This is a genomic window from Rickettsia endosymbiont of Cardiosporidium cionae, from assembly GCF_015476335.1.
Classification (GTDB): Bacteria; Pseudomonadota; Alphaproteobacteria; order Rickettsiales; family Rickettsiaceae; genus JADHZC01.
The window spans coordinates 55,461-78,981 of the sequence record NZ_JADAQY010000002.1; the positions used below are offsets into that span (position 1 = coordinate 55,461).

Below are 23,521 nucleotides of genomic sequence, written 5' to 3' on the forward strand. Positions count from 1 at the left end.
AATATCATTATTCAGTTAGTTATATATAAATAGCTTATCTATGGCAAATTTTTTAAATATAAGAAGTTTTAATAATATTCAAATAAAAATATCTTGCTTAATCATGCTGGGATTTAAGAAATGCTAATATATTTGCAATATCTTGTTTTTTTTTGAATCCTATAAACACCATTTTGGTACCAGGTAGATACTTACTAGGTTTTTGTAGAAAATAAAACAAGGATTCTTCATCCCATACACCTCCTAATTCTATCATAGATTTAGAATATGAAAAACCCTTAGCTGTTGCTTTGTTACGACCTACTACATTCCATAAATTTGGCCCTATCTTATTAGCTCCATCTTTTTGCAAACTATGGCAAGCGATACATTTTCTGCTAAGAGATTTACCATGTTCAACACTTGCGTGTGCGATTAATTCTTGAATGTTAAAATCCTCACGGGTATCTTCTACTTTGGAACTTTCTGTACTTATGTTATCGACATCATTGACTACTATTCTATAGCCCCTATCTGAGATGGATAAATTTGGTTTATATATTAAATTTACTATAAACCCTACTAGTGCTGCTATCAAACTTGATAATAGAATTGAAGCAATAATCTTATTAATTTCTAACCCAGACATATAATGTCAATTGATTTTCATATCTTAATTAATATTGATTTTTTAATCGCACTGGCAATATACAACTAATACCTAAATTATAAAGGATATTTTCTGCAACGATAACAAAAAAAGTTATATAGTGCAAATTAATAGGATTAATTTTTATGTAAATTACAATTTGGCATAATTTATGCTCAATATTCATTTGCATTATATTTTAAAAATACAAATACAATTAACTATTATGACATCAGCAACAGATGTAGCAGTTAACTCGCTAGCACCTAATAATAAACATCTTACTATACTTAGTCGTGAGTTGCATGCATCAAAGCAGGTAGGGTTTAAAGAACTAATCCCACATTTTGTTACTGATCCAGGAGGTGGTGCAGCAGTAACAGTGAAGCAAGATCTTCATAAGCAAGGACCATTAGTTGATTCAAATAATAAAATGCATATGGGAATAAATGGAGAAGGGCTTTTTGTAGTTTCTGATGAAGGGGGTAAAGTATCTTATACTAGAAATGGGAGTTTTGATAAAAATCTTAAGGGAGAGTTGCATAATACAGATGGATATAAGTTGTTAGGAGTAAAGTCAAATGAAAATGGTAACGGAGTTGTAAATGTACAAGATGTAAATAACCTTGAACCAATAGATCTCTCTGGGGTTGGTTTTAGTTCTCCAGAAAAAACAAAGAGTATTGCTGTATCTGAACTGCAACTTAATTCTCAGTCCGGCATATTGCAAGCATCTGATATTAGAATGCATTTAAAGAATCACCCTCAAGATGAATTCATTATATCTTATTCTGAAAATCCTAATATAAATATTGGTGATCAAATAATATTAAAAACAGATTCAGGGCCAGAGATAGTATTAGAATATGGAGGTGTTGCAAATTCATATTCAGTATCAGAGCGGTTTAAGGTATTAGATGTTAGTGATATCAATTCTCCATTTGATAGTAAATATTTAGACAAAACGCTAAAGATTACGTTAGTTGGTGGTACCAGCCAGAGTTATGAGTTTATAGTAGGAAATTTAAATAGTGTGGAAGATAATAGATTTAATAGTATTAAAACTCTAGCAGATAAGATTAATGCTGTACATGATTTGACAGCAGTTATAAGAAATAACATTTTATATATAGCTGCGGAGGACCCTAATCTTGAAGTAAAATTTCAAGGAGATATAAAGAATGATTTAGGATTATCTGATATACCAGCTTCTACTAATAGGTTTAATTCTTTTAAATCTTTAGAAAAATTAGTTGATAAATTACCTGATAGCTCAACTGGAACAAAATTGAATGCAGGTAATCTTATAATATCTCCGAATTCTGCAGAAATGTCGTTGTCTCTCTTAGGCAATAGTATAGAAAATAATAAAATATTTTCTGCTAGGATAGGAAATGGAACAGATTTAGGAAGAGCCACGGTAAGAATAGATACCAATACTCATGGTTTGCAAATAGGAGATGTTGTTAATATTTCTGGTATGAATATTAACAATATACCAGATGGTAAATATTTTGTTACTAATGTAGATCCAATGGGTTTTGAAATATCTGTTATTAGTAATGATCCTAAAGCACTTGGAGGAACTACTACAGCTACAGGATTCCCTATAACTACTCAAAATTTGTCTAATCTTAATGCTGTATGGAACCGGGTCCAGTCTGACCGTGGATTATTAGAACCAGATTTTTCAATTTCAGAAATTGATACTGACATTACTGATGCTACTAATCAAGTTATGAAGATTCATAAAATAGGGCACGGACTTACAGATGGTGACATAATTTATCTTAAGGATTTTGGTGTTAGAAAGATTGCTGAATCTGGAGCCTCATCTCCTACAACACACGATGTTTCAATACCAGATGCTTACTATAAAATCACACGAATTGATAATGATAATTTTTCTATATCATATAGTACAGAAATCATTAATAGCTCAGTAATCAATTCAGGTGATTTCTCATATAAGAAAATAGGTAATACCACTGCTGGTATAGAAAATATTACACTATCATCTAGTGTAGTGGCAACTGTTATAACAAGAGATAAAGATGAAATACTAAGATATTTTGGTATAGAAGGTAATAATATGGTGACAGCTGCTTATGATGTTACCGATCCTAATTCTAATTTATCATCTAATAAATTTCCTCAATCTAGTATTTTAAGTTCAAATGTTACATTATTTGATAGTTTAGGAAATGAATTTCAGTTGAATTTTAAATTTGCAAAACTTGCTACTAATAGGTGGGCTGTTGAAATTTTTGATGTTCGTGAAAAAGGTGATCTGCAGTATTTGGATTCAGGTATATTGAACTTTAACAGTGATGGAAAATTAGATTTATCATCTGTAAAAAAATTTAATTCCCCTATTAGCATTAATCATCATAACGGTGATAGTAATATACAAGAAGTTGGTATTGATTTTTTATCGAAATCACAAATACAACAAGTAAATTTAGGGGATGAAAAATTTTTAGGTAATGTACAATTAAAAGCTGGAGGAAGGAAGTATGGTAACATTGATGATATTATAATAAGTGAGGGTACATTATATGGTATGTTTGATAATGGAGATACTAGGATGTTATTTGATATACCAATCGCAACTTTTGATGATATAAATGCGCTAAATACTGTGGAAGGCAATAGTTATACGCGAACTCCAGATGCTGGTAAGATCAAAATAAGATTCAAGGGGAATAATATAGGTACAATTAAGAGTGGGAAATTAGAACAATCTAATGTTGATACAAATAAGTTTATAATAGAATTACAGAAAGGGTCTATTTGGCAGCAGATTGCTCTAAGGGTATTATCTGAACTCATGAAAAATGACAAATCTCTACCACAAATATTATTTGGTTAATTACAACTAATATTATATAATATACTATTGATGTTAGTATAAATAGGTTAATATTTACTCTAAATAAATTGAATATAGTGATAATTGATAGTATTTAGGCTATTTTAGTTAAATTAAACTAATAACACAATCTACACTGGATATTGCAATGTCTATATCGTATAATATATGTAGATATAATTAGTAACCGTTTGTCTTTTATCTGGATGTCGCAGCAAGAATTTTTATCGTTTTTTCACAAGCTTCTACATTACATTAATGATAGGCTAGACGAGCATGCTATATCTGATAATATAGAAGCAGATGTTAGTAATGAAGTATTAACCATTACGATAGATGATTGTAAAACATTTGTTATTAATAAGCAGTGTTCTTTGAAAGAAATATGGGTATCATCTCCGTTTACTGGTCCTTATCATTTTAAACTTGATACCGATAGTAATTTGTGGAAGGATAGTAGCAACAACGAGTTATTCTCTTTGATCACCCATGAAATTGGGGTAACATTCAATTACAGGGAGTTTTTGTCGATGATTGAATAGTTTGATATAACAATTTGTGCTATTACCAGCACGTGATATTCATAATGGTACAAAGCTAGCATAGCATACACGCTACAATACAACGATGAATCTCTAATATTGTCAGTAGTTATGTTCTATGCTGTTACCACTTTTTATGACATCACTCTAGTGAGTTCTATAATCTTTTTTCTACTATTAGAGCTTTTGATTTCACTAAATGCTTGTACTAAGCTAATTATCTCTCTTTCAGATACACAATTCCTATGAGTTTCACCATTATATTGACTTGGTTCTTCTGCAACGAAAAGATTAGACATTGCTGTTGACTCTTCTCCAGATGTATCAAAAAAATAGCTTACAGGCACTTGTAAAAACCTAGCTAAAATATGTAACTTTCCACTGGAAATACGATTTACAGCTTTTTCATATTTCTGTATTTGCTGAATACTAACATCGAGCGCTTTACCTATCTCATGCTGACTCAGACCTAACATTATTCTACGCATTCTAAGACGCTTGCTGACTAATCTATCTATGATTCCAGCACGCCCTTTAGTTTCTGTTTGAGACATATCTACTACTTACCTAATAACTTATATTTACCTAAATACTTAAACCGCCGGTGATGATACTATGAGTATGTTTAGTTATCAAGTATTTTTGGTTGCTAGTGGCGACTTTTTATATATTATTGTAGCAATAATACACTGTAATATTGCTACTGTAGATATTAATGTTAACAAGGTGTAAGTACCATATTTAACGAATAACGTTTTTTGGGTACACGGATACGGAATGTTGCTATCTATTATCCCTAATTGATTCAGTTTTAATTGTTTAATGTTACGTCCATAAGGATCTATTACTGCGGATATACCATTACTTGTAGCTCTGAGCATAGGCAACCCGTTTTCTATAGATCTTACTCTGTTTATTAAATAATGCTGAAAAGGTTCAGAAGAATTTCCATACCATGAATCATTTGTTATATTTATCAGTAAGTTACTATTTTGGTTGGTATAATGAAGATTACGTATATCGGCAGAAAATATTGATTCATAGCATATTATGGGTATAATCTGCAAATTTAGATTTGGTATATATACAGTTTTTGCTGTACCGGCTGAGTAATCTGAAAAGCCATGAGTTATTTTTTTTATAGGCAATATATGTTTATATGGAATATATTCACCAAATGGTACTAAATGACTTTTATGATAGTCAAATATTAATTTCCCTTTATTATCGATAGCAATCATAGAAATAAAGTGATTTTTTTCTTTACTGTATGATGTTTCACTACCCAAACTGATACTACCAGTGATTAGTAGTTGATTGTATTTAGTGAAAACACTCATTAATCTAGTATAAATATTCTCATGCCAGTATGGTAATATCAATGCCGATTCAGGCCATATAATTAAGTCTGGCATTCCGGTTATTTTTGATAGTTCAATATATTTATTGAGTTCTGATAGAAAATGCTGGAAATCCCATTTTTGGGTTTGTGGTGTGGAAATTTGTACTATTCTGGTTTTAATTTTTGTAAAGTCTGTAGCATTATTTTTAAGCCTCATTGATCCGTAAATTATACTCAAACCTATTATTATTAAGGACATTATAGCTTGTATTTTAATTTTTTTTATATCTTTAATTATCAATATATGCCAGTTACTTACTACATATATTGTTATAAAGCTTAATCCTAAAATACCGAAAACACTACTGGATTGTAATAATATATCTGAAAATCCTAAACTATACCCGATACAAGCCCAAGGAAAGCCGCTGAATATCCAAGATATTATCCACTCTGTGCTAACCCATATGATAGAAAAAGCTAAATGATAGAGACTAGACTTTCTAAATAACCAACTTACCATTCCAATCAACCCTGTAAATGTAGACATAAAGATTGGTATTCCGAATAATGCAAATGGGATAACCCACCAAAACTTCTCGATATATATGCTTACTGCAATTGATAACCAATAAAAAGATACTAAAAAAAAACCAAATCCAAAAAAGTAACTATTTACAAAAGCATTAGAAGATTTATTGCTATTCATTATCTGGTAAGATAATACAGAAGTTGTAAATAATCCTAATGTAAAATAGGTAGGAGCAAATGATAGAGCGCATAACATACCATATAGAATATTCTTAACTTTTATGTTCATTTTTAAAAATAATTATCAATTAATTTTTTATGCTGATTTTAATTAAAGTTGTTGCTTTCAGTCTTAAACAATATGATATATTATTTGAGTGATATACAATAAACAACTTAATTTTGATCATAATATGAGAAATCAAGAACATCTCTTAATGCAAGGGAAAAAAGGCTTGGTTACGGGTATTGCAAATAATATGTCAATATCTTGGGCCATAGCAGAATTATTAAAAGAACATGGTGCAGAAATTGCTTTAACATATCAAACAGAGTCTCTTAAATCTAGAGTTCACCCTTTAGCTACGAAGTTAAATAGTGAAATATTAGAAAAATGTGATATTACAGATAGCAACTCTATTGATAATTTATTTAATATCATCAAATCTCAGTGGGGAAGATTAGATTTTATAGTACATTCTATTGCTTTCTCTGATAGAAATGAATTAAGGGGAAGATATATAGATACTAGTTTAGAAAATTTTCTGAATTCTATGCATATATCATGTTATTCTTTAACTGAAATTGCTAGAAAAGCTGAATCTTTGATGGAAAAAAATGGAGCAATATTAACTTTATCATATTATGGAGCAGAAAAAGTGATCCCTGGTTATAATGTAATGGGGTTAGCAAAAGCTGCATTAGAAACAAGCGTAAAATATTTATCTCATGATATGGGTGCAAATAATATAAGAATCAATGCCATTTCTGCTGGGCCTATTAGAACATTAGCTTCAAGTGGAATAGGAGATTTTAAAGCAATGCTTAAAATACATGAAAATACTGCACCGTTAAAAAGAAATATTACACAACAGGAAGTAGCAAAATCAGCTTTATATTTGTTGAGTGATTTATCCAGTGGAGTTACAGGAGAAATCCATTATGTAGATTCTGGATACAATGTCATGGGTACTGGTATTAATCATTAGAGTGATAAGATGCTTGAGGTTTAGTTTATACTTATATTTATTGGTAGCGAGGGAGGGGATCGAACCCACGACATACGGATTATGATTCCGTTGCTCTAACCGACTGAGCTACCTCGCCAAAAAATCCAAATCTCTTCACGCAATACTAAGTCTTACTTATCAAAGTGATTGATTATTATTACGTATATTTTCTAGTATCTTTGTGTTAATCGTTGTAATATCAAGATGTTCTTTTATGTAGCATTTAGTAGCAGAAAGCACCTTTTGATTCAATTCATTACAAATATTTTCTATTTTTAAATTCTTATTCAATATCATCGATTGTTCGGCAGATTTTCTTTTATTTTCTATTGTTGAATTTAATCGTATATTCTTATTTGTAACAAATTGATCCGCACTATATTGTGCGTTATCAATTATTCCTTTTTTGCGTGAAGCAAATCTCTGTATTTCAGTATTTATATCTTCATATAGAAGCTTAGCATTATTTTTTACTAATTCTGCTTCTGAAAATTGCTGTTTTATAGATAAAATTTTCTGATCTAATCTTTGTATTATTACTTTTCGTACTGAAATATATAAATATAAAACTAGAATTATAAAAGCTACAGCAATCCACAAATTTTCATTATTGAGCTTGTCAAACAAATCAGTTATCATAATATTATCAGTTAGTTTATTGTTACTTTTTTGCAAATATCATATAGTTTTTTATCATCTATCCTTTGGGTAGTGATTTTTTGTAAAATTAACATTGATAAATTAAAACACATATTCAACTCATGATTAGCAAATTCTGATTGAAAATCACTAATTACATTATCCAGATTTTTTTTATATTCAATTATTTCTTGTACCAATTTTTGATGTTTATCCTTTTTTATTTCTTCTAACTGAAGCACAGAGTTTTTATATATTAACTGTGCTTCATCGTGTGCTGCATCTACTGAGCATTTATGTTGATTTTGTAGTAGCAATATTCTGTCATTATAGAATTTTGTCAATTCAAAATGTTTGAGCAAGCTATCCTTTCTTTTCTGTAAAATTTGTAAAAACCTTGGAATAATAAATTTAGATACTACGGCATACAGTAATGTAAACAGAATTAATAACCAAAAAATTTGAGAAATAAAATTACTGGAATCGAGCTGTGGCATATTTATCAATATCCGATTATAACAAATAATTATTTAATAAATGATTCTAGGTAAATAACAATAACATTACTATGATAAATGAGAACAGACCCATTGCTTCTGATAGCCCTGCTCCTATCAGTGCCATTTTTTGTAATTGATCTGCCGCAGAAGGGTTACGGGCTGTACTTTCAAGCAATGCACTAAAAATATCTGCTATTGCTCGTGCCGCTGCTGCCATACCAAATACCATAAAACCTATCGCGATAAATTTAAAACCTTCCATATTGACCTACCATATTTGTATAATTTTTTGTATGCCATTAAATCATCTTACTTAAATAGATGTACACGGTAGATTATAATACTAATTTGCTAACAGATTCAATATTATAATTTCAATAATAATATAATATAATTCAAATTTAATGTGTATCAATAATGTGACCCAAATATACACATGATAGTATGCTAAATATATATGCTTGTAATATGGATATAAATATCTCAAATCCTATCAATATAGAAGTTAAAAATATTGGTAAAGGCTTCAAATATAAAGATACTGCCACTACAGATAAAGCTAGTATTTTTAGTATTATATGGCCTGCTATCATATTAATGGTAAGACGTAAACATAGAATAATGGGTTTAGATAAAAATGAGAATAATTCTATAATGACCATTATTGGGATCATCCAACGTGGAATATTTTTAGGTACAAATATAAAAATAAAATTTAATTTATTGGTTATAATAGAGTATATAGTGATTATCACAAAAAATATTGTTGACATCATAAAAGTTATAGATATATGGCTGGTAACTGTGAAGCTGTAGGGTAACATTCCAAAAAGATTGCAACCCAATACGAAGATAAATAAAGTGAATATTAAAGGAAAAAATTTTTCACCTTTAGTGCTTGTATTCTGTTCAATCATAGAATTTATTGCATCTATTATCAGTTCAGCACTTGCTTGTACTCTAGAAGGTATCAATTTTATATTTTTGAAAGCAAAATAATAATATAGCACTATCATTGTACAAATCAGTGTCATCGATAATGACGAGTTAGTGATACTAATATCAAAGCCTAATAAATCTATAGCAAATATTTTGACAATTTTGAACTGATCTAAGGGATTGAAATTCATAACCACTTACTTATTATAGTTTTAAAGTGTTTTGCAAAATCAAATTACAAAATCTACAATATTGTGTGGTATATCTATATCCAGATGCTTTATATCTAGAAGTCAATCTAACGCTGTCATATAGGGAAAAGGTTAAGTTATATAATAAAACCAATTGCGTAATACCCATACCAAATTCAATTTTTCTACTATAAGTCTGACTTATATAAAGCTTGAGGCTGCTGAAAATTTTTGATCCAGATTCATACAGAATGCAATAGAACAAACTAATATAACCTTAAGAGCATAACAACACCACACAGCAAAACTCCGCTCCCGATCATTTTAACTGTTTTTGTTCAGTTTTTCATCAATTATTTTATTCCATTCTCTTATATTATGTGGGAAATCATATTGTTCTCCATTAATGATTAACACAGGTACTACGCCAAAATCAGAAAATTTAGATAATAAATGTGTCTTTTTAATTAAAGGAGAATCTGAATTTTGATTAGCAATAATACAATTTTTGAATTGTTCTTTAGGCACCAGACCTATCTGCGCTATGTTATATAGAATTTCTTTATAATTCTTACTAAATGCCCATTGGAATTGTCTATTAAATATTACATTCATAAATCTTAGATAACTTTCTGTATCACCTATGCATCTAGCAAGTACAGAAGCATAGAATTCTTGTGAGTTAGATACAAACTCTCGAGGAATATATAAAATTTTATTTGTGTTGATATATTGTTCTTTAATTTTTGGATAAATATTTTTGTAATAATATGCGCATCCATAACATACAGGTGATAAATATACTATTACTACTATTTTTGAGTTAATGTCGCCGAACATCATATCATGCTCATCAACCATCATAGCTTTTCTGTGCGCTATTTCTGCTGAAGGAACAATATTTTCATTAATACCATTATTTGCTAATTTATTATTGCCTGGTATTACCGTAGATTGGATCAAGTTATTGTTTTTAGTTTGTTTTGTAATATTATTACTCTCATTGGTTTGTAAATTATTATCTTTAGTAAAATTATTGCCTTGATATATGAAAATTATTAATAGCAACATTAACAGTAATGTTAGAATGGTTTTATATTGATATCTAACGAGTATTAAGATATTTTTGATCATCTTTGTGAATATTTAACTTTATATGAAAACTAGATGAAAATGAGAATCATGATTAATTTCATACTCAATCATGATGATTATATAAAAAATATTCTTAATAGTATATTTTTAGCTAAGATTAATAAGAAAATAAATTTACTAAAGAATATAAAATCATCATTTTTCTACTAAAGATTGATCTGTGTTATTTTTCTAGTTCTCAATAGTTAATTAGTTAACTGTAATTAATGGTTATATAACAATTGTTTTTTTATCTATATCACTCAATAGTAAATTCTCTATTAATACCGGTATATTATATTTGCTTATAGGTGAATAATTAATTAAAATGGCAAGCCTGCAGGATGTTATTAATAAGTCACTTAATTTACTATAGAGCAATGGAAATAATAGAATATGTAATGAATATCACTAAGTTAGAAAAGTTAGCTGTGTTAGCAATATTTATTGCGATAATTTATGTTGCATTTAGAGTGTTCCCACAAGTCAAAACTTTCAAATTTTTTGCCCTGGGTGATAGGAATGTTTCTATCATTATGCTAGTTGGTAGTATAATAGCTAGCCATATTAGTGGGAGTGAGTTTTTTCTTTCATTAAGATCTGTATATGAGTCCGGTTTTGGCTATTTTATCCCAAGTCTAGGGGCTTATATCGGTTTAATTATACTGGCAATTTTTGTAATACCTAAAATGCACATATTTTTAGGAGATTTGTCTATAGCTGAAACTATGGGTAGAATTTATGGAAGCACTGTAAGATATATAGTATCATCTACTAGTATTTTAAGTTATATAATAGTGATAGTTTTACAATTCAATATATTGGTAACAATAGTTCAGTATTTTTTTGGTACTTCTGCAGTTTTGGCTACGATATGTATATCACTTATATTAATTTTATACTCATCTTTCGGAGGTATAAAATCCGTAATATATACAGATTTTATACAGGTATTGACATTTATCATTGCAATTATTATTACTTTGTTTGTAATGGCTAAATTAGCTCTGGATAATTATGAAAATTTTTCTGTATTACAGGAGCATAAAATATTTAGGTTGCGAGAAATTTTTGATGCTACAGGATCTTTTGAAGATATATCTCATCTTTTTTTATTCATAATGTTTAGAAATATATTGCTGCCAACTAATATTCATAGAATATTGGTTTCAGATGATTTAAAAAAATCTAGGCAAATTTTTTTAATTGCTGCATTTATATTGATCATTATTGCTATCATAATTGCTCTTATATCAGTATTATTATTTGTTGGCTCTACTGGGTTAGATGGTGATGATATGCTAAATTTTATATTGCACAAATTATCAGATTCAGGAGTTACTAGTATTTTGTTATTAGGATTAGTATTAGTTTCTATGTCGGGTGCAGATTCTTATATCAATACTGCAGCTGTTACTTTTGTCAATGATATTTGTAAAAATGTTAATTCTAAATATCATCTTTTGTTAGCTAGGATTGCCTCTTTTTTGATCGGTATTATTTCTCTAATACTCAGTCTTTATATGGAAGAAGCAATGTCTGTTATGCTGTTGTTCAAAACACTTTATGTGGGTATGGTGGTTCCTATATTAATTTGCACTATATTTGGATTTAGAACACATAAAAATCTTATATTAGCTAGTATGTATATGGGAGCGCTGGCTATAACTGCGTTTCCGTGGTTGATATTAATGAGAGGTTCATCATTATTATATGCAATAGAACAAGTTTCCCCGATTGGCGATGCAGTAGGGGCAATGATGACAACATTTATTTTAATTTGGTTTCACTATTTTTTTGATTTAGAGGGAGGATTTATGACTTATAAAAGGCCTACTATTGATTCTCATAAAATACTACGATTAGAAGATAAAACTCAGAAAATCAATTCGTTACGGCAAAATTAATATTCATTACAACATGGAGTAATAGATTTATCCCTATGTTTATTGAGTGCAGTATCGAGTAGTATGAAGTTTGAGTTAGGTATAGCAGATTTATTGGTTATTTCTGTATTTGTTATTGCTATGTTTTATGTAGTATTAACAGTTATTTTTCGGGTAAAATCTTTTAAAGAATTTGCTTTAGGTAGTAGGGTATTTTCAACACCTGTACTAGTTGCTACTATAGTAGCAACTTATTTGAGTGGTAGTGGATTTTTTATTGAGTTATCTTGCATTTATGAATATGGGATTGCTTATTTTATAAGTGATATTGCGATTGTTATTTCATTCATAATATTTGGCATTTTTTTTGTACCTAGAATGCAAATAGTTTTAGGGAGTATATCTATTGCAGAAGCTATTTCTAAGATATATGGCAATAATGTTAGATATCTTATATCAGTATCTAGTATATTAAGTTCTATAGGTTCTATAGCTGCGCAATTCAGTGTTTTTAGTAAAATATTTGAATATTTTACTGGTATTGATCCTAAGATATCTATAATATTCTCAGCAATATTAATTATAGTATATTCTGCATTTGGAGGTATAAGATCTGTAATATACACAGATGTATTACAATTTATTGCATTTTCTATCACTATTATGATTATTAGTGCGTTATCATTTCAATATATTTGTAGTAGTACAACTGCTTTAGACACAATTAAAATGTCTAATAAGTTTAACTTGTTATCATTGCTAGATATGTGTAATGCATCATTTTGGGAAATGGTAAATTTATCACTGTTTTTTGGTGTAAAGGGTTTATCTTCTAATACCATAATACATAGGATAATAGTAGCTGGAGATTTATCTAAAATGCGCAAAGTGATTCTTTATTCATCGGTAGTACTGATTATATTTTCAGTATTAATTGTTATTATTCCTGTATCGATATTTTCTATTGAGCAGGATTTAAATCCGGATAATATTATTTCTACCATTATAGGGCAGTATTCATTTTTTTTGGGGATATCTGGGATATTGATCACAGGGATTGTTGCATTATCTATTTCTACTGCAGATTCTCATATAAATAGTGCAGCTGTAACTTTTGCTAATGATCTTTTGCCATCTTCATGTTTTAGGTATAAATTATTAGCCGCTAAATTATTTTCATTGATTCTAGGATCAATTGGAGTGGTAATAGCTTTATATGAAAATAATTTATTGAAGATCATCTTGTTAACAAAGGGTTTTTATTTGGTAATAGCAGTGCCAGTGATTATAATCACAGTGTTAGGTTTCAGGACTCATAAAAATATAGTACTATTAGGCATGGGATTAGGATTATCTACAATGATTTTATTTAAGCATGTAATACAAGTTACGTTTGATCCTTCAGTGATATCGTTTTTTATCACTATAAGTTTTATCTTAGTGATAGGCTACTTATTTAAATTTAAAGTTTATATTAGAAAGTAAAAAGTGACATTGATGAGATATGTAATGATAGTAGCTCTGGTAGCTCTGGTAGCTTGTGGAATAAAAAAACCATTGGTTTATGCAAAGCAACAGAATATGTTTATATCTAATTATATTAATCTATTAATAATATGATAGATTGGGTGCATTTTCAATCTCCACAGAAATATCAGGAGATTATTTTGTTAATGGAACAATATGTAGAAAAAATTATTAGCAAAAATTGTAATGATTCAATATATTTGCTCGAACATGAAGATATTTATACTATAGGTAGAGGTAGCAATAATAAAGAAGAAGAAATTGTTAATAATAGCAATACAGCAGTGATTAAAACCAACCGTGGCGGTAAGGTAACATACCATGGCCCTGGGCAAAGAATCATATATACGATAATTAACTTAGATAATGAATATTATAAAAGAGATCTTAAATACTATCTATATATGATAGAGAAGTGGATGATTAATACTCTGTATAATTACGATGTTATATCCTATAGATTAGAAAATCATATAGGTATTTGGACTAAATATAAAAATCGTCATTCTAAACTAGCATTTATAGGGCTTAGAGTAAGAAAATGGGTAGTATATCACGGAATTGCAGTGAATATTAATACAGATTTAACAAAATTTGACCAAATTATTCCATGTGGTATGAAAAATCTTTCTATTACCTCACTACAAGAGTTAAATATTTCTACTACAACAACAAAATTCGATAGAATATTAAAGGCAGAATTTTATAAACTGTTTAACTTTTATCAGTAATTCTTAATTTTATATCATTCTTGATTAGGATCATATTGTTTCTCAGCATATTTAAAGCAATTGGATCTTTATAGCTCAAAGATATTAGTGTTGGGTTAATATTGAATGTAGATAGTAAATCTAATTTAGTATTATGTATTAATGATTTAGTGTCACTGATCGCATCCGATTTTGTGAATATAATCTGAAAATTAATTGACATAGTAATTAACAAAGATAACATGAGTTTATCTGGATCTTTTACCCCCCTTCTTGCATCTATTAGTAGATTAACAAAAATAGATTCTTTATTATAGTCTAAATAACTATATATAGTATCTTTCCAAGAATTTTTTAATTTATTAGGGGTCTTAGCATAGCCATATCCTGGTGGATCTACTAACAAAAATTGTTCATTAATCAGGAAAAAATTTATAGCTTTGGTACATCCAGGAGTAGATGATACTCTCGCTATTGATTTTCTATAGCATAAATTATTGATCAGGGTAGACTTGCCAACATTAGATTTCCCTATAAACACTATCTGTGGTAGAGTTAATTGGTATGATTGGCTACCGCTATATATAGAGAATATGAACTCTACTTTGTTAAAAATAGTATTCTTTCCCATATTATTGTTTATGTTTGTAGTTTTGTACTAATATGATTGATATATAGTTGTTGAAGTATAGATAATATGTTATTCCAAGACCAGTAAATTAGTAATCCTGCTGGAAAGTTTGCAAACATAAAAAGAAATATCAAAGGCATAAATTTCATGAGCATTGCTTGTATAGGGTCAGCTGGTTCAGGATTTAAACGTTGTTGTATCAACATGGTCAGCGCCATTATTATTGGCCATGCACCTATGTGTAAAAAATCAGGAGTATTAAACGATAGCATTCCGAATAGATTAAATATATTACTAGGGTCTGAAGCAGATAAATCTCTTATCCATAGAAAAAATGGGGCATGCCTCATTTCAATAGTTACACACAACACTTTGTATATAGAGAAAAATACAGGTATTTGTATTATAATAGGTAAGCAACCAGCAACTGGGTTTACCTTTTCTTTTTTATATAACAGCATGACTTCTTGGTTTATCTTTGTTTTATCATTCTGATATATTTCTTTTATTCTTTCTATTTCAGGTTGTAGAGATTTCATTTTTTGTACAGATCTATGAGACTTATTAGATAAAGTGAACATCATTAACTTAATAAGTATTGTAACAATCATTATGCTAATGCCAAAATTCCCTACATATGTATAAAAATAATTCATTGCATAAAATATAGGTTTTGTTAATACGTAGAACCAACCAAAATCTATTGCTCTGTCGAATAGCTTAATATCGTGTATTTTTTCATAATGATCTAATAAATCTACCTTTTTTGCTCCTAAAAATACTCTGTGTGTTACGGAGAGAGTATTATTATCATCTATTGATTGATTATATGAAATAAAATCTGCTTGGTATCTTTCTTGATTTGATGAATTACTATACTGATAATTTGTGTTATAAGTTAATGATTTATCTGGCACAAAAGAAGTAAGCCAGTATTTGTCTGTGATTCCTATCCAATCTACTTTGGTTTGATCAAAGGTTATTTTTTGCTTTTCCTTCACGTCGCTATATTTATATTCTTCCAATTTATTGTTGATATTGCCTATAAAACCTTGATGTATATTACTCATATTATATGGTTGAGATTCATCTACATAATTACGATTTATTAGACCATATAATTTAGTAGATATTGTCTTGCCTGAATTATTAGTAATTGATTGACGTATAGTAAATAAGTAGTGTTGGTCAAGAGATATTTCTATTTTAAATAAAATATTTTTTGAATTTACCCAAGTGAGTGTTACTGAGTCATTAGCTTTTAATGTTTGTTTATCTGATTTCCAAATACTGTTATTATTTGGCGTATCTATGTTAGTATCATTGCTTATCCAACCACATTCTATAAAGTAACGGTGGGTATTTTTATAAGATAACAGTTCTACAAATTCACTATCGTTATCGAGTGTTTTTTGATAATTTTTTAATATTAGATTATCGAATCTTATGCCTTTTAGGTCAATTGATCCAAGCAATGTATCTGAATCAATAATGACCTTTTCTAATGTTTTATCTTTCTTTGTTAACTTATTTGTAGAACTGTATTCTTCTTTATATGAATTTTTGTTATTTTTTTGGTCATTTTCAGTATTTCTCTTATTAGCAATATTTTGATTGCTATCTGTAGATAATTTTTTGTAAAAATAATTCCAACCGAATATAATTAAAAGTGAAATCACTAAAGATACGATTAAATTCAAAAAACTATGATTCATTACTAATTAATATTTTATATTGGATTATATTTATCAAAACAGTATTGATGATTGTATGCCAGCGGATGCTACTTCTAATCGCTAATTTTAATCCAACAAATCTATCAGATACTATTGATAATATCAATATGATTATCTACTTCGTATAATTGTAAATACCGATTAAGGAATATTATTGGAATTACTCGCTATACATCTAATAGATTCTCCTATGGTAGTAAGATCTTGAATTCTCGATAGGCTATGAGAACCGTTTTTTATTAATTTTAAAGTTATATCCTTAGATAAAATTTTATTCATCAATCTAGTAGATACGTCATAAGGTACTGACATGTCATTCATACCGTGTATTAATATAATTGGTATAGTAATGTTAATAACATCCTGTTTAAGTAGCAGGTGTTTTCTACCATCTAATATTAAATCGTAACTTATAGGATATGCATCATTACAATCTACAGATCTTGAGGGTACGTAGTATAAATTATTTTGTACCATTTCTTTTTGTTGTCCTGTGGAAAGATAATCCCAAATTAACTCTTCAGTAAAATCTACTGCTGCAGCTAGCCCTATCACTCCTATAATTTTAGTGAATGGGTGGTACATAGCTGCTAATAAAGAGATCCACCCACCCATGCTTGACCCAACTAGTATTGTTTTTTTATTATTAGTTAATTTATTAATTATTAATTGTAATCCTTCATACCAAGAAGTAATATGTTCAGTTATAAATTCTCCCGAAGAATTACCATGCCCAAAATTATCAAATTTAATAAAATTATAATTATTTCTATAACAAAATTCTTCTAAATAAGCTGCTTTAGCACCCTCCATATTAGACATCAGCCCGTGTGAAAATATCACGTATGTAGCTTCATGATCTAGATTGCAGATATTTATCTTATACGAGATATATCTCTCTGTATTATCTGTATATATTTTTTTTGTTAACATGATTGCCTATCTGTTATTTTGCAATTTTTATGAATTAAGATATTGATACAGTAGTATTTCTGATATTTTTCAATTGAAACAGTACACAGATAAAAACCCCATAAGGTTCATGGCGGAGAGAAAGGGATTCGAACCCTTGATAGAATATGACTTCTATACTCCCTTAGCAGGGGAGCGCCTTAAGCCAACTCGGCCACCTCTCCTTATTTTGATTCCATCACCGAGTCTAGTGTTACAAGTTTCACATATTGACTAAGCAATGAGTATATGTATTAATAATCGCTTAAAAATTCATACTAGATATAATTCTAAGATCAAGAAATAGCTATACAACTCTCCTAATCCACACCGGGATCATAACGCATTGTGTGATAAACTGTCAAATAGTATTTATATTATAAAATTTACTATTTGATATTTGTTTGATATACAGATTTATTTCATTTGTTGATGCTTAAATGTCACTATATGATATTTGAGATCTTGCATTTATTACTATATGCATATAAATGTATACTATTTTAATATAGTATTTAATACTCTATGGCCTAGATAGGTATATGAGAATAGTTATAAAAAAATTTTGATTATGTCAGAAAATGAAGAATCGCAGCCTATGGTATTAGATGGTAGTGTGAAGGGTACAGAATTCAGCGGTGATAATAATGATACTAAAAATGCTAAAACAGTTAAAAATAGTATAATATACCGTGTTAAAGGTTTTATTTTTAATAGTAGTGTAATTGTTGTTTTATCTGCGCTCTCCATCATAGTGGGTGCGTTTATTGTATATTATAGTTTTTTCTATAATTCTCATAAAACTCTTACACCTAATAATAGTTCGAATAATTATGTTGAACTCGGGCCTATGCTAGTGGAGTTACATAGCACTAGTAGTAGCAGTAGCAAAAAGTATCTTAGACTAGGTATTTTTTTAAAATTAGCTCTTGCATCTGATGTTAAGGTAGTAAAAACTATGTTTCCTGTTATTAAAGATAATATTTTGGTATTTTTAACTTCTCTTAATTCACTCGAATTTCATAGTACAGCTGGATTGCTGTTAATTAAAGAAGAGTTGTTAAAGAGGGTGAGTAAAATTGTTGCTCCAGTTGTTGTGCAAGAAATATTGTTAAAAGAGATAGTAACTAATTGAAAATTAATAAAATCAATGATTAATATTTTTAATTTAATGCATTAGCTAAGAATAAGTATTATGGAAGAAAAACATTTCGGTGATGCTAGTGATAGTACAGTGAAAGAGGTAAGTGGCATAAGATTGATGTTGGATAAATTTGTACAGCATTATGACAGATTGCCTATGTTGGAGGTGGCATTTGAAAAGTTTATACAACAATTATCAAATAGTTTAAGAAATTTAATATCTGAGGTAGTAGAAGTAAAAGTTAATGAATTGAGCTCTACAAGATTTATGCAGTATTTTCAGAATTATGATGCTCATTATACCTTAGCTGTATTTAAAGCCGTTGAATGGAACAATTCTTATGGATTGCTAGTATTGGATTATCTTACTGTAGTATCGTTTGTAGATCTGCTATTAGGAGGAAAAAAGAGTTATAATAAAACTAAGATTAATATAAAAAATTCTAAGAAAAAATTAACCTCAATTGAGCGGTGTGTTGCACGTCAATTATCTGAAGTTTTTCTGGTTGCTCTTGGTCAATCTTTTGACCAAATTGTACCTACTAGCTTTATTTTCGAAAAATTAGAGGATAATCCAATTTTTTTAAATATTGCTAGATCAGATGATGCCACTATGGTTATAGAGTTGAAGATTACAATTTATGAGAAATCTTTACCATTTGCAGTTATGATTCCTTATAAAACAATAGAGCCTGTAAAACCACAGATGCAAGAAGTGTTTTTAGGTGAAAAATACGGAACATTGCAGGAATGGAGCGGTGTATTGCGTAAACTGGTTTCAGATGTTGAAATAAATTTGGATACAGTGATTAGTAGTGAATTTAGATTATCGGATATAATGCAAATCCAGGTTGGAGATACCTTAGTGACAAGCCATCATAAAGACCGTGATATGGTTATGTATTCTGATGATACTGGGTTATTGCTTGGAAAAATAGGAAAAATTGGTAATAAAATGGGTTTTAAGGTAAAAAATGCAGTGCAGGTAAGTTCTTAATATGATGACTTAAATATAAGTGTAATGTATATTGCAGATGTATTAGGTAAAAATTTTTGTTCTTTTAAGAGGCATTAAATTTTTAGTGATTTGCTAAATTCAATTGTTAAATTAAAATTAAGTAGTAAGAATGTTATTTCTAGATTTATTAATACTAATAGCTGTAACTACTTGTATAGCTTATAGTATTTTATTAGTAAAGCGCATTAATGAATTTCATAATAGCAAGGTAGAAATCACAAAAATGATGAAGTTGTTGGATGCTACCATTTCTAGAGCAGAGGACAATGTAGAAAATGCTCAAGAAATAAGTTCAGCAGCGTGTGATAAGTTGAAGTCATTGATCAGTAGCGCTATAAAAATAGAGAATAATTTAGTAAGTTCTGTTAAAGTAAGTAAGAAAATACTGGCATCAGATAAGATAGATAATCAAGAAGATATTTTAAAACATACTACCCATGCTATAATTAATGATCCTCAAGTTAAAACTCAAATAGATGTTGATGAAGCTGTTGAGTTTGACCAATCTGTAGATACAAATAATTTAGTAGAAAGTGATAATAGTAATAAAAAAAATGAAGCAGTTCATTCTAAAGATACAAATAAAAATCTATTGAATAAAAATACAAGAAATTTAAAAGATGTTTTACAAGAAATAATTGTAGCAAATAAAGATAGCAATAATGACGAGGCGCAGCAGATGAATTTTTATGATTTTTTAAAAAATGTAACTAGTGTTAAAAAGTGAAAGTTTTATCATTTATGACATTTTTATTAGCGCTAATTGCTATACTGACATTCAAGGTTGGTGCCTTATGTAGTAAGGTTGCTATATGGTCATATTTCTCTAAAGATCATACTACAGAATCGATTTTGTTAGAAAATGCCTATGCTAAGGTGGATGATCAGCAATTGTCTACTACACAAGGTTCAAACCATGATGAAGTCCGGAGTGATAATGGAACCATTAATAGTTCCAATATTTCAAGAGTGGATACTACGCAGGGTAACAAAAATACCAATTCACCTGAAGATGCATCAATAAATAGTGTGTTTGATCGTTATGGATCACTGGGTGATATGAGTGATAGTGAACTGGAAATTCTAAAATCTTTATCTAATAGAAGGCAAGTATTAGAAAAAAATAGTCAAAAATTATCTGTACAGCAGTCATTCCTTAATGCTACAGTAGAGAAAATAAATAAAAAATTTTCAGAAATGCAAGAGTTGGTTGATCAACTCAGATCTCTAGTAGAGAAAGATAATAAACAAAATAGTGAAAATATTATTAGGTTGACTAAGGTATATGAAACTATGAAACCTAAGGAGGCAGCTCAGATATTTAATACTATGGAAATAGATGATTTAGTAAAAATAGTTTCTTACATGAAAGAAGTGAAAATAGCTCCTATACTTGCTAGTATGGATAGAGCTAAAGCAAAAGAATTATCAATGATAATGATTCACAATAAATCTATAAAGAAATTATTAACTAATTAAATAATTAATGAAATATTATTAGTTTCTACTAAATTATTAATAACACTTCTTTTGTTGCATATTGTTTGACATATCTAGGATTTTTATATAGGATGGTGGTGCGTGGCTTCGCAAATCAAGAGCGGTGTTAGGTAGTTCATTTTACCTGTTTTATTAGCTTTAGGTTTTGTGTTTAAATTTTATTTAGACTGGCTGTAGTTGATAGCTAAGGGTTAGTGAATTTTTAGTTGTTTTTATTATCATTTTATTTATTTTGTTAGTTTAGATTGAGAATATTTAGTTCTGTGTTCTCGATTGAGTGAAAATTTGTAAGTAAAAATAAAGTTCTATATAGTTATAGTAATGTCATCTAAGAAAAAAAATAAAACTTTCCTTGTGAAATTGGTGAGTACATCCGATACAGGTTATTTTTTAGTAAGAAAACGTAATCCTAAAACTTTAACTGAAAAATTATCATTTAGGAAATATGATCCAAAAATTCGTAAACATGTGGAGTTTAAGGAAGTAAAAATTAAATAATCAATTATAAATAATATAAATTAGTTATGGCCGTTAAGATTCGTTTAGCAAGATTTGGAAGAAAAAAATGTCCTCATTATAGGTTGGTTTCCGCCGATGTTAGGTCTCCCCGTGATGGTGATATTATAGAAAGATTGGGTTATTATAACCCTTTATTAAAAAAGGATAATTTGCATCGTTTTTCATGTAAAGAAGATCGTGTCCAGTACTGGTTGAATCAGGGAGCCACTCCTACAGATCGTGTCCTATATTTAATAAAGGACTGTGAAAATATAATAATTTCTGATAAAATACGAAGTAGGTTGTTTAGTAAAAAGGAGAAAAAGAAAACTTGAGTCTCGGTGTGTATCTGCAGTTAGTTTTTGGTTAATATAAAGTTGTTGTGTGTCTTTTGTTGAATTGTTAATAGTAATATTAGTAGCGATTTTAGTTATAAAGCCCAGGGATCTGGTGTGTATAGTAAAAAAGGTAAAAGTCTTACTTAAGATGGTCAACGATTTCAAGGCTACTGTTCTTAAGAGTTTAGGAAATTTCGGTATGGATGAAATCAATGATACAGAAAAGATGAGTGAAATTGATGAAATTAATGATCTGTTAGCGAAGATTGTTGATATCCAAAAAAAGGAGTATACTGGTGATTATTCATTAGAATCTTTGAGGGAATATTATCTATACCTTACCAAAAAAAAAATGTGAAGTTGGTTGATAGAGTTAATACTTTGGCGATAGAGTTGTCGGATATGATATTATGTTATATTCTATTATTTCTTACGTAAATTTTTGAATTGTACATTTTAAGTTTATGAATATTTTAAAAATTTCTAATTTAAATAATAAGCTTCTAATTGCTAGCCCTTCAATACATCAAGGTAAGTTATTTCACAAATCTTTGATCTATATCACTCATCATGGAGATGATGGAGCTTTTGGATTAATTATTAATCAGCCACTGAATCAGTTGCTTAATCAGATTGAGGATCATTTAATAATATCAGAACTAAAGCTTGAGGTCTATTTAGGGGGGCCTATCTCTACTGAAAAAAAATTTTTTCTACATTCTAACGAATATAATAAAAATCTACTATTTGATAAGTCTGATAATTATCTTAATGTAAGTACTAATTCTCAGATATTACAAGATATATCTAGTGGCACTGGACCAAAAAATACCATGATTATGGTAGGTTATTCTAGTTGGCAACCTGGTCAATTAGAATTTGAAATCGAAAACGGTTTATGGTTATTATCTGAGGTAGACGTAGATTTAGTATTTTTAACTAATAACCAGGATAAATGGGAAATAGCACTAAATTCACTGTTAGGTGATGCTAAGTGTTATATACCAAATATTGGTTCTTGCTGAAGAAAGCTTTG

Annotated in this window: 25 protein-coding genes and 2 tRNA genes; 14 read left to right on the forward strand and 13 right to left on the reverse strand. The window is 28.9% G+C overall.

What is annotated here, in order from left to right:
• Nucleotides 1–97: 97 nt before the first annotated feature.
• Nucleotides 98–628 (reverse strand): c-type cytochrome, encoded by a 531-nt coding sequence (locus IHI24_RS01470; RefSeq protein WP_194966300.1) that lies wholly within the window; start codon nucleotides 626–628, stop codon nucleotides 98–100.
• A 226-nt stretch (nucleotides 629–854) separates the two neighbouring features.
• Between IHI24_RS01470 and IHI24_RS01475 the strand changes: the two genes are divergently transcribed.
• Nucleotides 855–3,500, forward strand: coding sequence for a flagellar basal body FlgE domain-containing protein (locus tag IHI24_RS01475; protein WP_194966301.1), 2,646 nt, complete (start codon nucleotides 855–857; stop codon nucleotides 3,498–3,500).
• Nucleotides 3,501–3,706: 206 nt separating this feature from the next.
• A complete protein-coding gene (gene cyaY / locus IHI24_RS01480) occupies nucleotides 3,707–4,042 on the forward strand; it encodes an iron donor protein CyaY (RefSeq protein ID WP_194966302.1) in 336 nt (111 codons plus the stop codon).
• A 134-nt stretch (nucleotides 4,043–4,176) separates the two neighbouring features.
• Here cyaY and IHI24_RS01485 read toward each other — a convergent pair whose 3' ends face one another.
• Nucleotides 4,177–4,596: a helix-turn-helix domain-containing protein gene (locus IHI24_RS01485; protein WP_194966303.1), complete on the reverse strand. Its 420-nt coding sequence runs from the start codon at nucleotides 4,594–4,596 to the stop codon at nucleotides 4,177–4,179.
• Nucleotides 4,597–4,674: 78 nt separating this feature from the next.
• Nucleotides 4,675–6,204, reverse strand: coding sequence for an apolipoprotein N-acyltransferase (gene lnt / locus IHI24_RS01490; protein WP_194966304.1), 1,530 nt, complete (start codon nucleotides 6,202–6,204; stop codon nucleotides 4,675–4,677).
• 124 nt (nucleotides 6,205–6,328) lie between these two features.
• Between lnt and IHI24_RS01495 the strand changes: the two genes are divergently transcribed.
• Nucleotides 6,329–7,123, forward strand: a complete 795-nt coding sequence (locus IHI24_RS01495) for an enoyl-ACP reductase FabI (protein WP_194966305.1) — start codon at nucleotides 6,329–6,331, stop codon at nucleotides 7,121–7,123.
• Nucleotides 7,124–7,164: 41 nt separating this feature from the next.
• Here IHI24_RS01495 and IHI24_RS01500 read toward each other — a convergent pair.
• From IHI24_RS01500 to IHI24_RS01525, 6 genes are all read right to left on the reverse strand, one after another.
• Nucleotides 7,165–7,241: transfer RNA gene (locus tag IHI24_RS01500), tRNA-Met, on the reverse strand.
• A 41-nt stretch (nucleotides 7,242–7,282) separates the two neighbouring features.
• Nucleotides 7,283–7,783 carry a F0F1 ATP synthase subunit B family protein gene (locus IHI24_RS01505; RefSeq protein ID WP_194966306.1) on the reverse strand — a complete coding sequence of 167 codons (501 nt, stop codon included), beginning with the start codon at nucleotides 7,781–7,783 and terminating at the stop codon, nucleotides 7,283–7,285.
• An 11-nt stretch (nucleotides 7,784–7,794) separates the two neighbouring features.
• The gene (locus IHI24_RS01510; RefSeq protein ID WP_194966307.1) at nucleotides 7,795–8,280 is read right to left on the reverse strand and encodes a F0F1 ATP synthase subunit B family protein; all 486 of its coding nucleotides are present in this window, start codon (nucleotides 8,278–8,280) and stop codon (nucleotides 7,795–7,797) included.
• Nucleotides 8,281–8,326: 46 nt separating this feature from the next.
• Nucleotides 8,327–8,545: a F0F1 ATP synthase subunit C gene (locus tag IHI24_RS01515; RefSeq protein ID WP_194966308.1), complete on the reverse strand. Its 219-nt coding sequence runs from the start codon at nucleotides 8,543–8,545 to the stop codon at nucleotides 8,327–8,329.
• A 139-nt stretch (nucleotides 8,546–8,684) separates the two neighbouring features.
• The gene (locus IHI24_RS01520; RefSeq protein WP_194966309.1) at nucleotides 8,685–9,413 is read right to left on the reverse strand and encodes a F0F1 ATP synthase subunit A; all 729 of its coding nucleotides are present in this window, start codon (nucleotides 9,411–9,413) and stop codon (nucleotides 8,685–8,687) included.
• A gap of 324 nt (nucleotides 9,414–9,737) precedes the next feature.
• On the reverse strand, nucleotides 9,738–10,547 hold the full coding sequence (locus tag IHI24_RS01525; protein WP_194966310.1) for a thioredoxin domain-containing protein: 810 nt from the start codon (nucleotides 10,545–10,547) through the stop codon (nucleotides 9,738–9,740).
• Between the two features lie 380 nt (nucleotides 10,548–10,927).
• Between IHI24_RS01525 and IHI24_RS01530 the strand changes: the two genes are divergently transcribed.
• The 3 genes from IHI24_RS01530 to lipB all read left to right on the forward strand — a co-directional run bounded on the left by IHI24_RS01530 (nucleotide 10,928) and on the right by lipB (nucleotide 14,691).
• Nucleotides 10,928–12,454: a sodium:solute symporter family protein gene (locus tag IHI24_RS01530; protein WP_194966311.1), complete on the forward strand. Its 1,527-nt coding sequence runs from the start codon at nucleotides 10,928–10,930 to the stop codon at nucleotides 12,452–12,454.
• 63 nt (nucleotides 12,455–12,517) lie between these two features.
• Nucleotides 12,518–13,918 (forward strand): sodium:solute symporter family protein, encoded by a 1,401-nt coding sequence (locus IHI24_RS01535; protein WP_194966312.1) that lies wholly within the window; start codon nucleotides 12,518–12,520, stop codon nucleotides 13,916–13,918.
• Between the two features lie 131 nt (nucleotides 13,919–14,049).
• Nucleotides 14,050–14,691 (forward strand): lipoyl(octanoyl) transferase LipB, encoded by a 642-nt coding sequence (gene lipB, locus IHI24_RS01540; RefSeq protein WP_194966313.1) that lies wholly within the window; start codon nucleotides 14,050–14,052, stop codon nucleotides 14,689–14,691.
• Here the strand turns inward: lipB and yihA are convergent.
• The 4 genes from yihA to IHI24_RS01560 form a co-directional block, all read right to left on the reverse strand.
• Nucleotides 14,675–15,301 (reverse strand): ribosome biogenesis GTP-binding protein YihA/YsxC, encoded by a 627-nt coding sequence (gene yihA / locus IHI24_RS01545; RefSeq protein WP_194966314.1) that lies wholly within the window; start codon nucleotides 15,299–15,301, stop codon nucleotides 14,675–14,677. The genes lipB and yihA overlap by 17 nt on opposite strands.
• 8 nt (nucleotides 15,302–15,309) lie before the next feature.
• The gene (gene yidC, locus IHI24_RS01550) at nucleotides 15,310–17,016 is read right to left on the reverse strand and encodes a membrane protein insertase YidC (RefSeq protein ID WP_194966315.1); all 1,707 of its coding nucleotides are present in this window, start codon (nucleotides 17,014–17,016) and stop codon (nucleotides 15,310–15,312) included.
• Nucleotides 17,017–17,178: 162 nt separating this feature from the next.
• On the reverse strand, nucleotides 17,179–17,970 hold the full coding sequence (locus IHI24_RS01555) for an alpha/beta hydrolase (protein ID WP_194966316.1): 792 nt from the start codon (nucleotides 17,968–17,970) through the stop codon (nucleotides 17,179–17,181).
• Nucleotides 17,971–18,080: 110 nt separating this feature from the next.
• Nucleotides 18,081–18,173, reverse strand: a tRNA-Ser gene (locus IHI24_RS01560).
• Nucleotides 18,174–18,559: 386 nt separating this feature from the next.
• On the opposite strand from IHI24_RS01560, the gene IHI24_RS01565 reads away from it, so the two are divergent.
• From IHI24_RS01565 to IHI24_RS01600, 8 genes are all read left to right on the forward strand, one after another.
• Nucleotides 18,560–19,123 carry a flagellar basal body-associated FliL family protein gene (locus tag IHI24_RS01565; RefSeq protein WP_194966317.1) on the forward strand — a complete coding sequence of 188 codons (564 nt, stop codon included), beginning with the start codon at nucleotides 18,560–18,562 and terminating at the stop codon, nucleotides 19,121–19,123.
• A gap of 60 nt (nucleotides 19,124–19,183) precedes the next feature.
• Entirely contained in the window at nucleotides 19,184–20,128 is a 945-nt protein-coding gene (locus IHI24_RS01570; protein WP_194966318.1) for a FliM/FliN family flagellar motor switch protein, read from the forward strand.
• Nucleotides 20,129–20,258: 130 nt separating this feature from the next.
• A complete protein-coding gene (locus tag IHI24_RS01575) occupies nucleotides 20,259–20,876 on the forward strand; it encodes a hypothetical protein (RefSeq protein ID WP_194966319.1) in 618 nt (205 codons plus the stop codon).
• Nucleotides 20,877–20,890: 14 nt separating this feature from the next.
• Entirely contained in the window at nucleotides 20,891–21,628 is a 738-nt protein-coding gene (locus tag IHI24_RS01580; protein WP_194966320.1) for a MotE family protein, read from the forward strand.
• 342 nt (nucleotides 21,629–21,970) lie between these two features.
• On the forward strand, nucleotides 21,971–22,147 hold the full coding sequence (rpmG, locus tag IHI24_RS01585) for a 50S ribosomal protein L33 (protein ID WP_194966321.1): 177 nt from the start codon (nucleotides 21,971–21,973) through the stop codon (nucleotides 22,145–22,147).
• A 26-nt stretch (nucleotides 22,148–22,173) separates the two neighbouring features.
• On the forward strand, nucleotides 22,174–22,482 hold the full coding sequence (gene rpsP, locus IHI24_RS01590) for a 30S ribosomal protein S16 (protein ID WP_194966322.1): 309 nt from the start codon (nucleotides 22,174–22,176) through the stop codon (nucleotides 22,480–22,482).
• 49 nt (nucleotides 22,483–22,531) lie between these two features.
• Nucleotides 22,532–22,843, forward strand: coding sequence for a Sec-independent protein translocase family protein (locus tag IHI24_RS01595; RefSeq protein WP_194966323.1), 312 nt, complete (start codon nucleotides 22,532–22,534; stop codon nucleotides 22,841–22,843).
• 106 nt (nucleotides 22,844–22,949) lie between these two features.
• Complete coding sequence (locus IHI24_RS01600) at nucleotides 22,950–23,510, forward strand: YqgE/AlgH family protein (protein ID WP_194966324.1); 561 nt, start codon at nucleotides 22,950–22,952, stop codon at nucleotides 23,508–23,510.
• Nucleotides 23,511–23,521 lie beyond the last annotated feature (11 nt).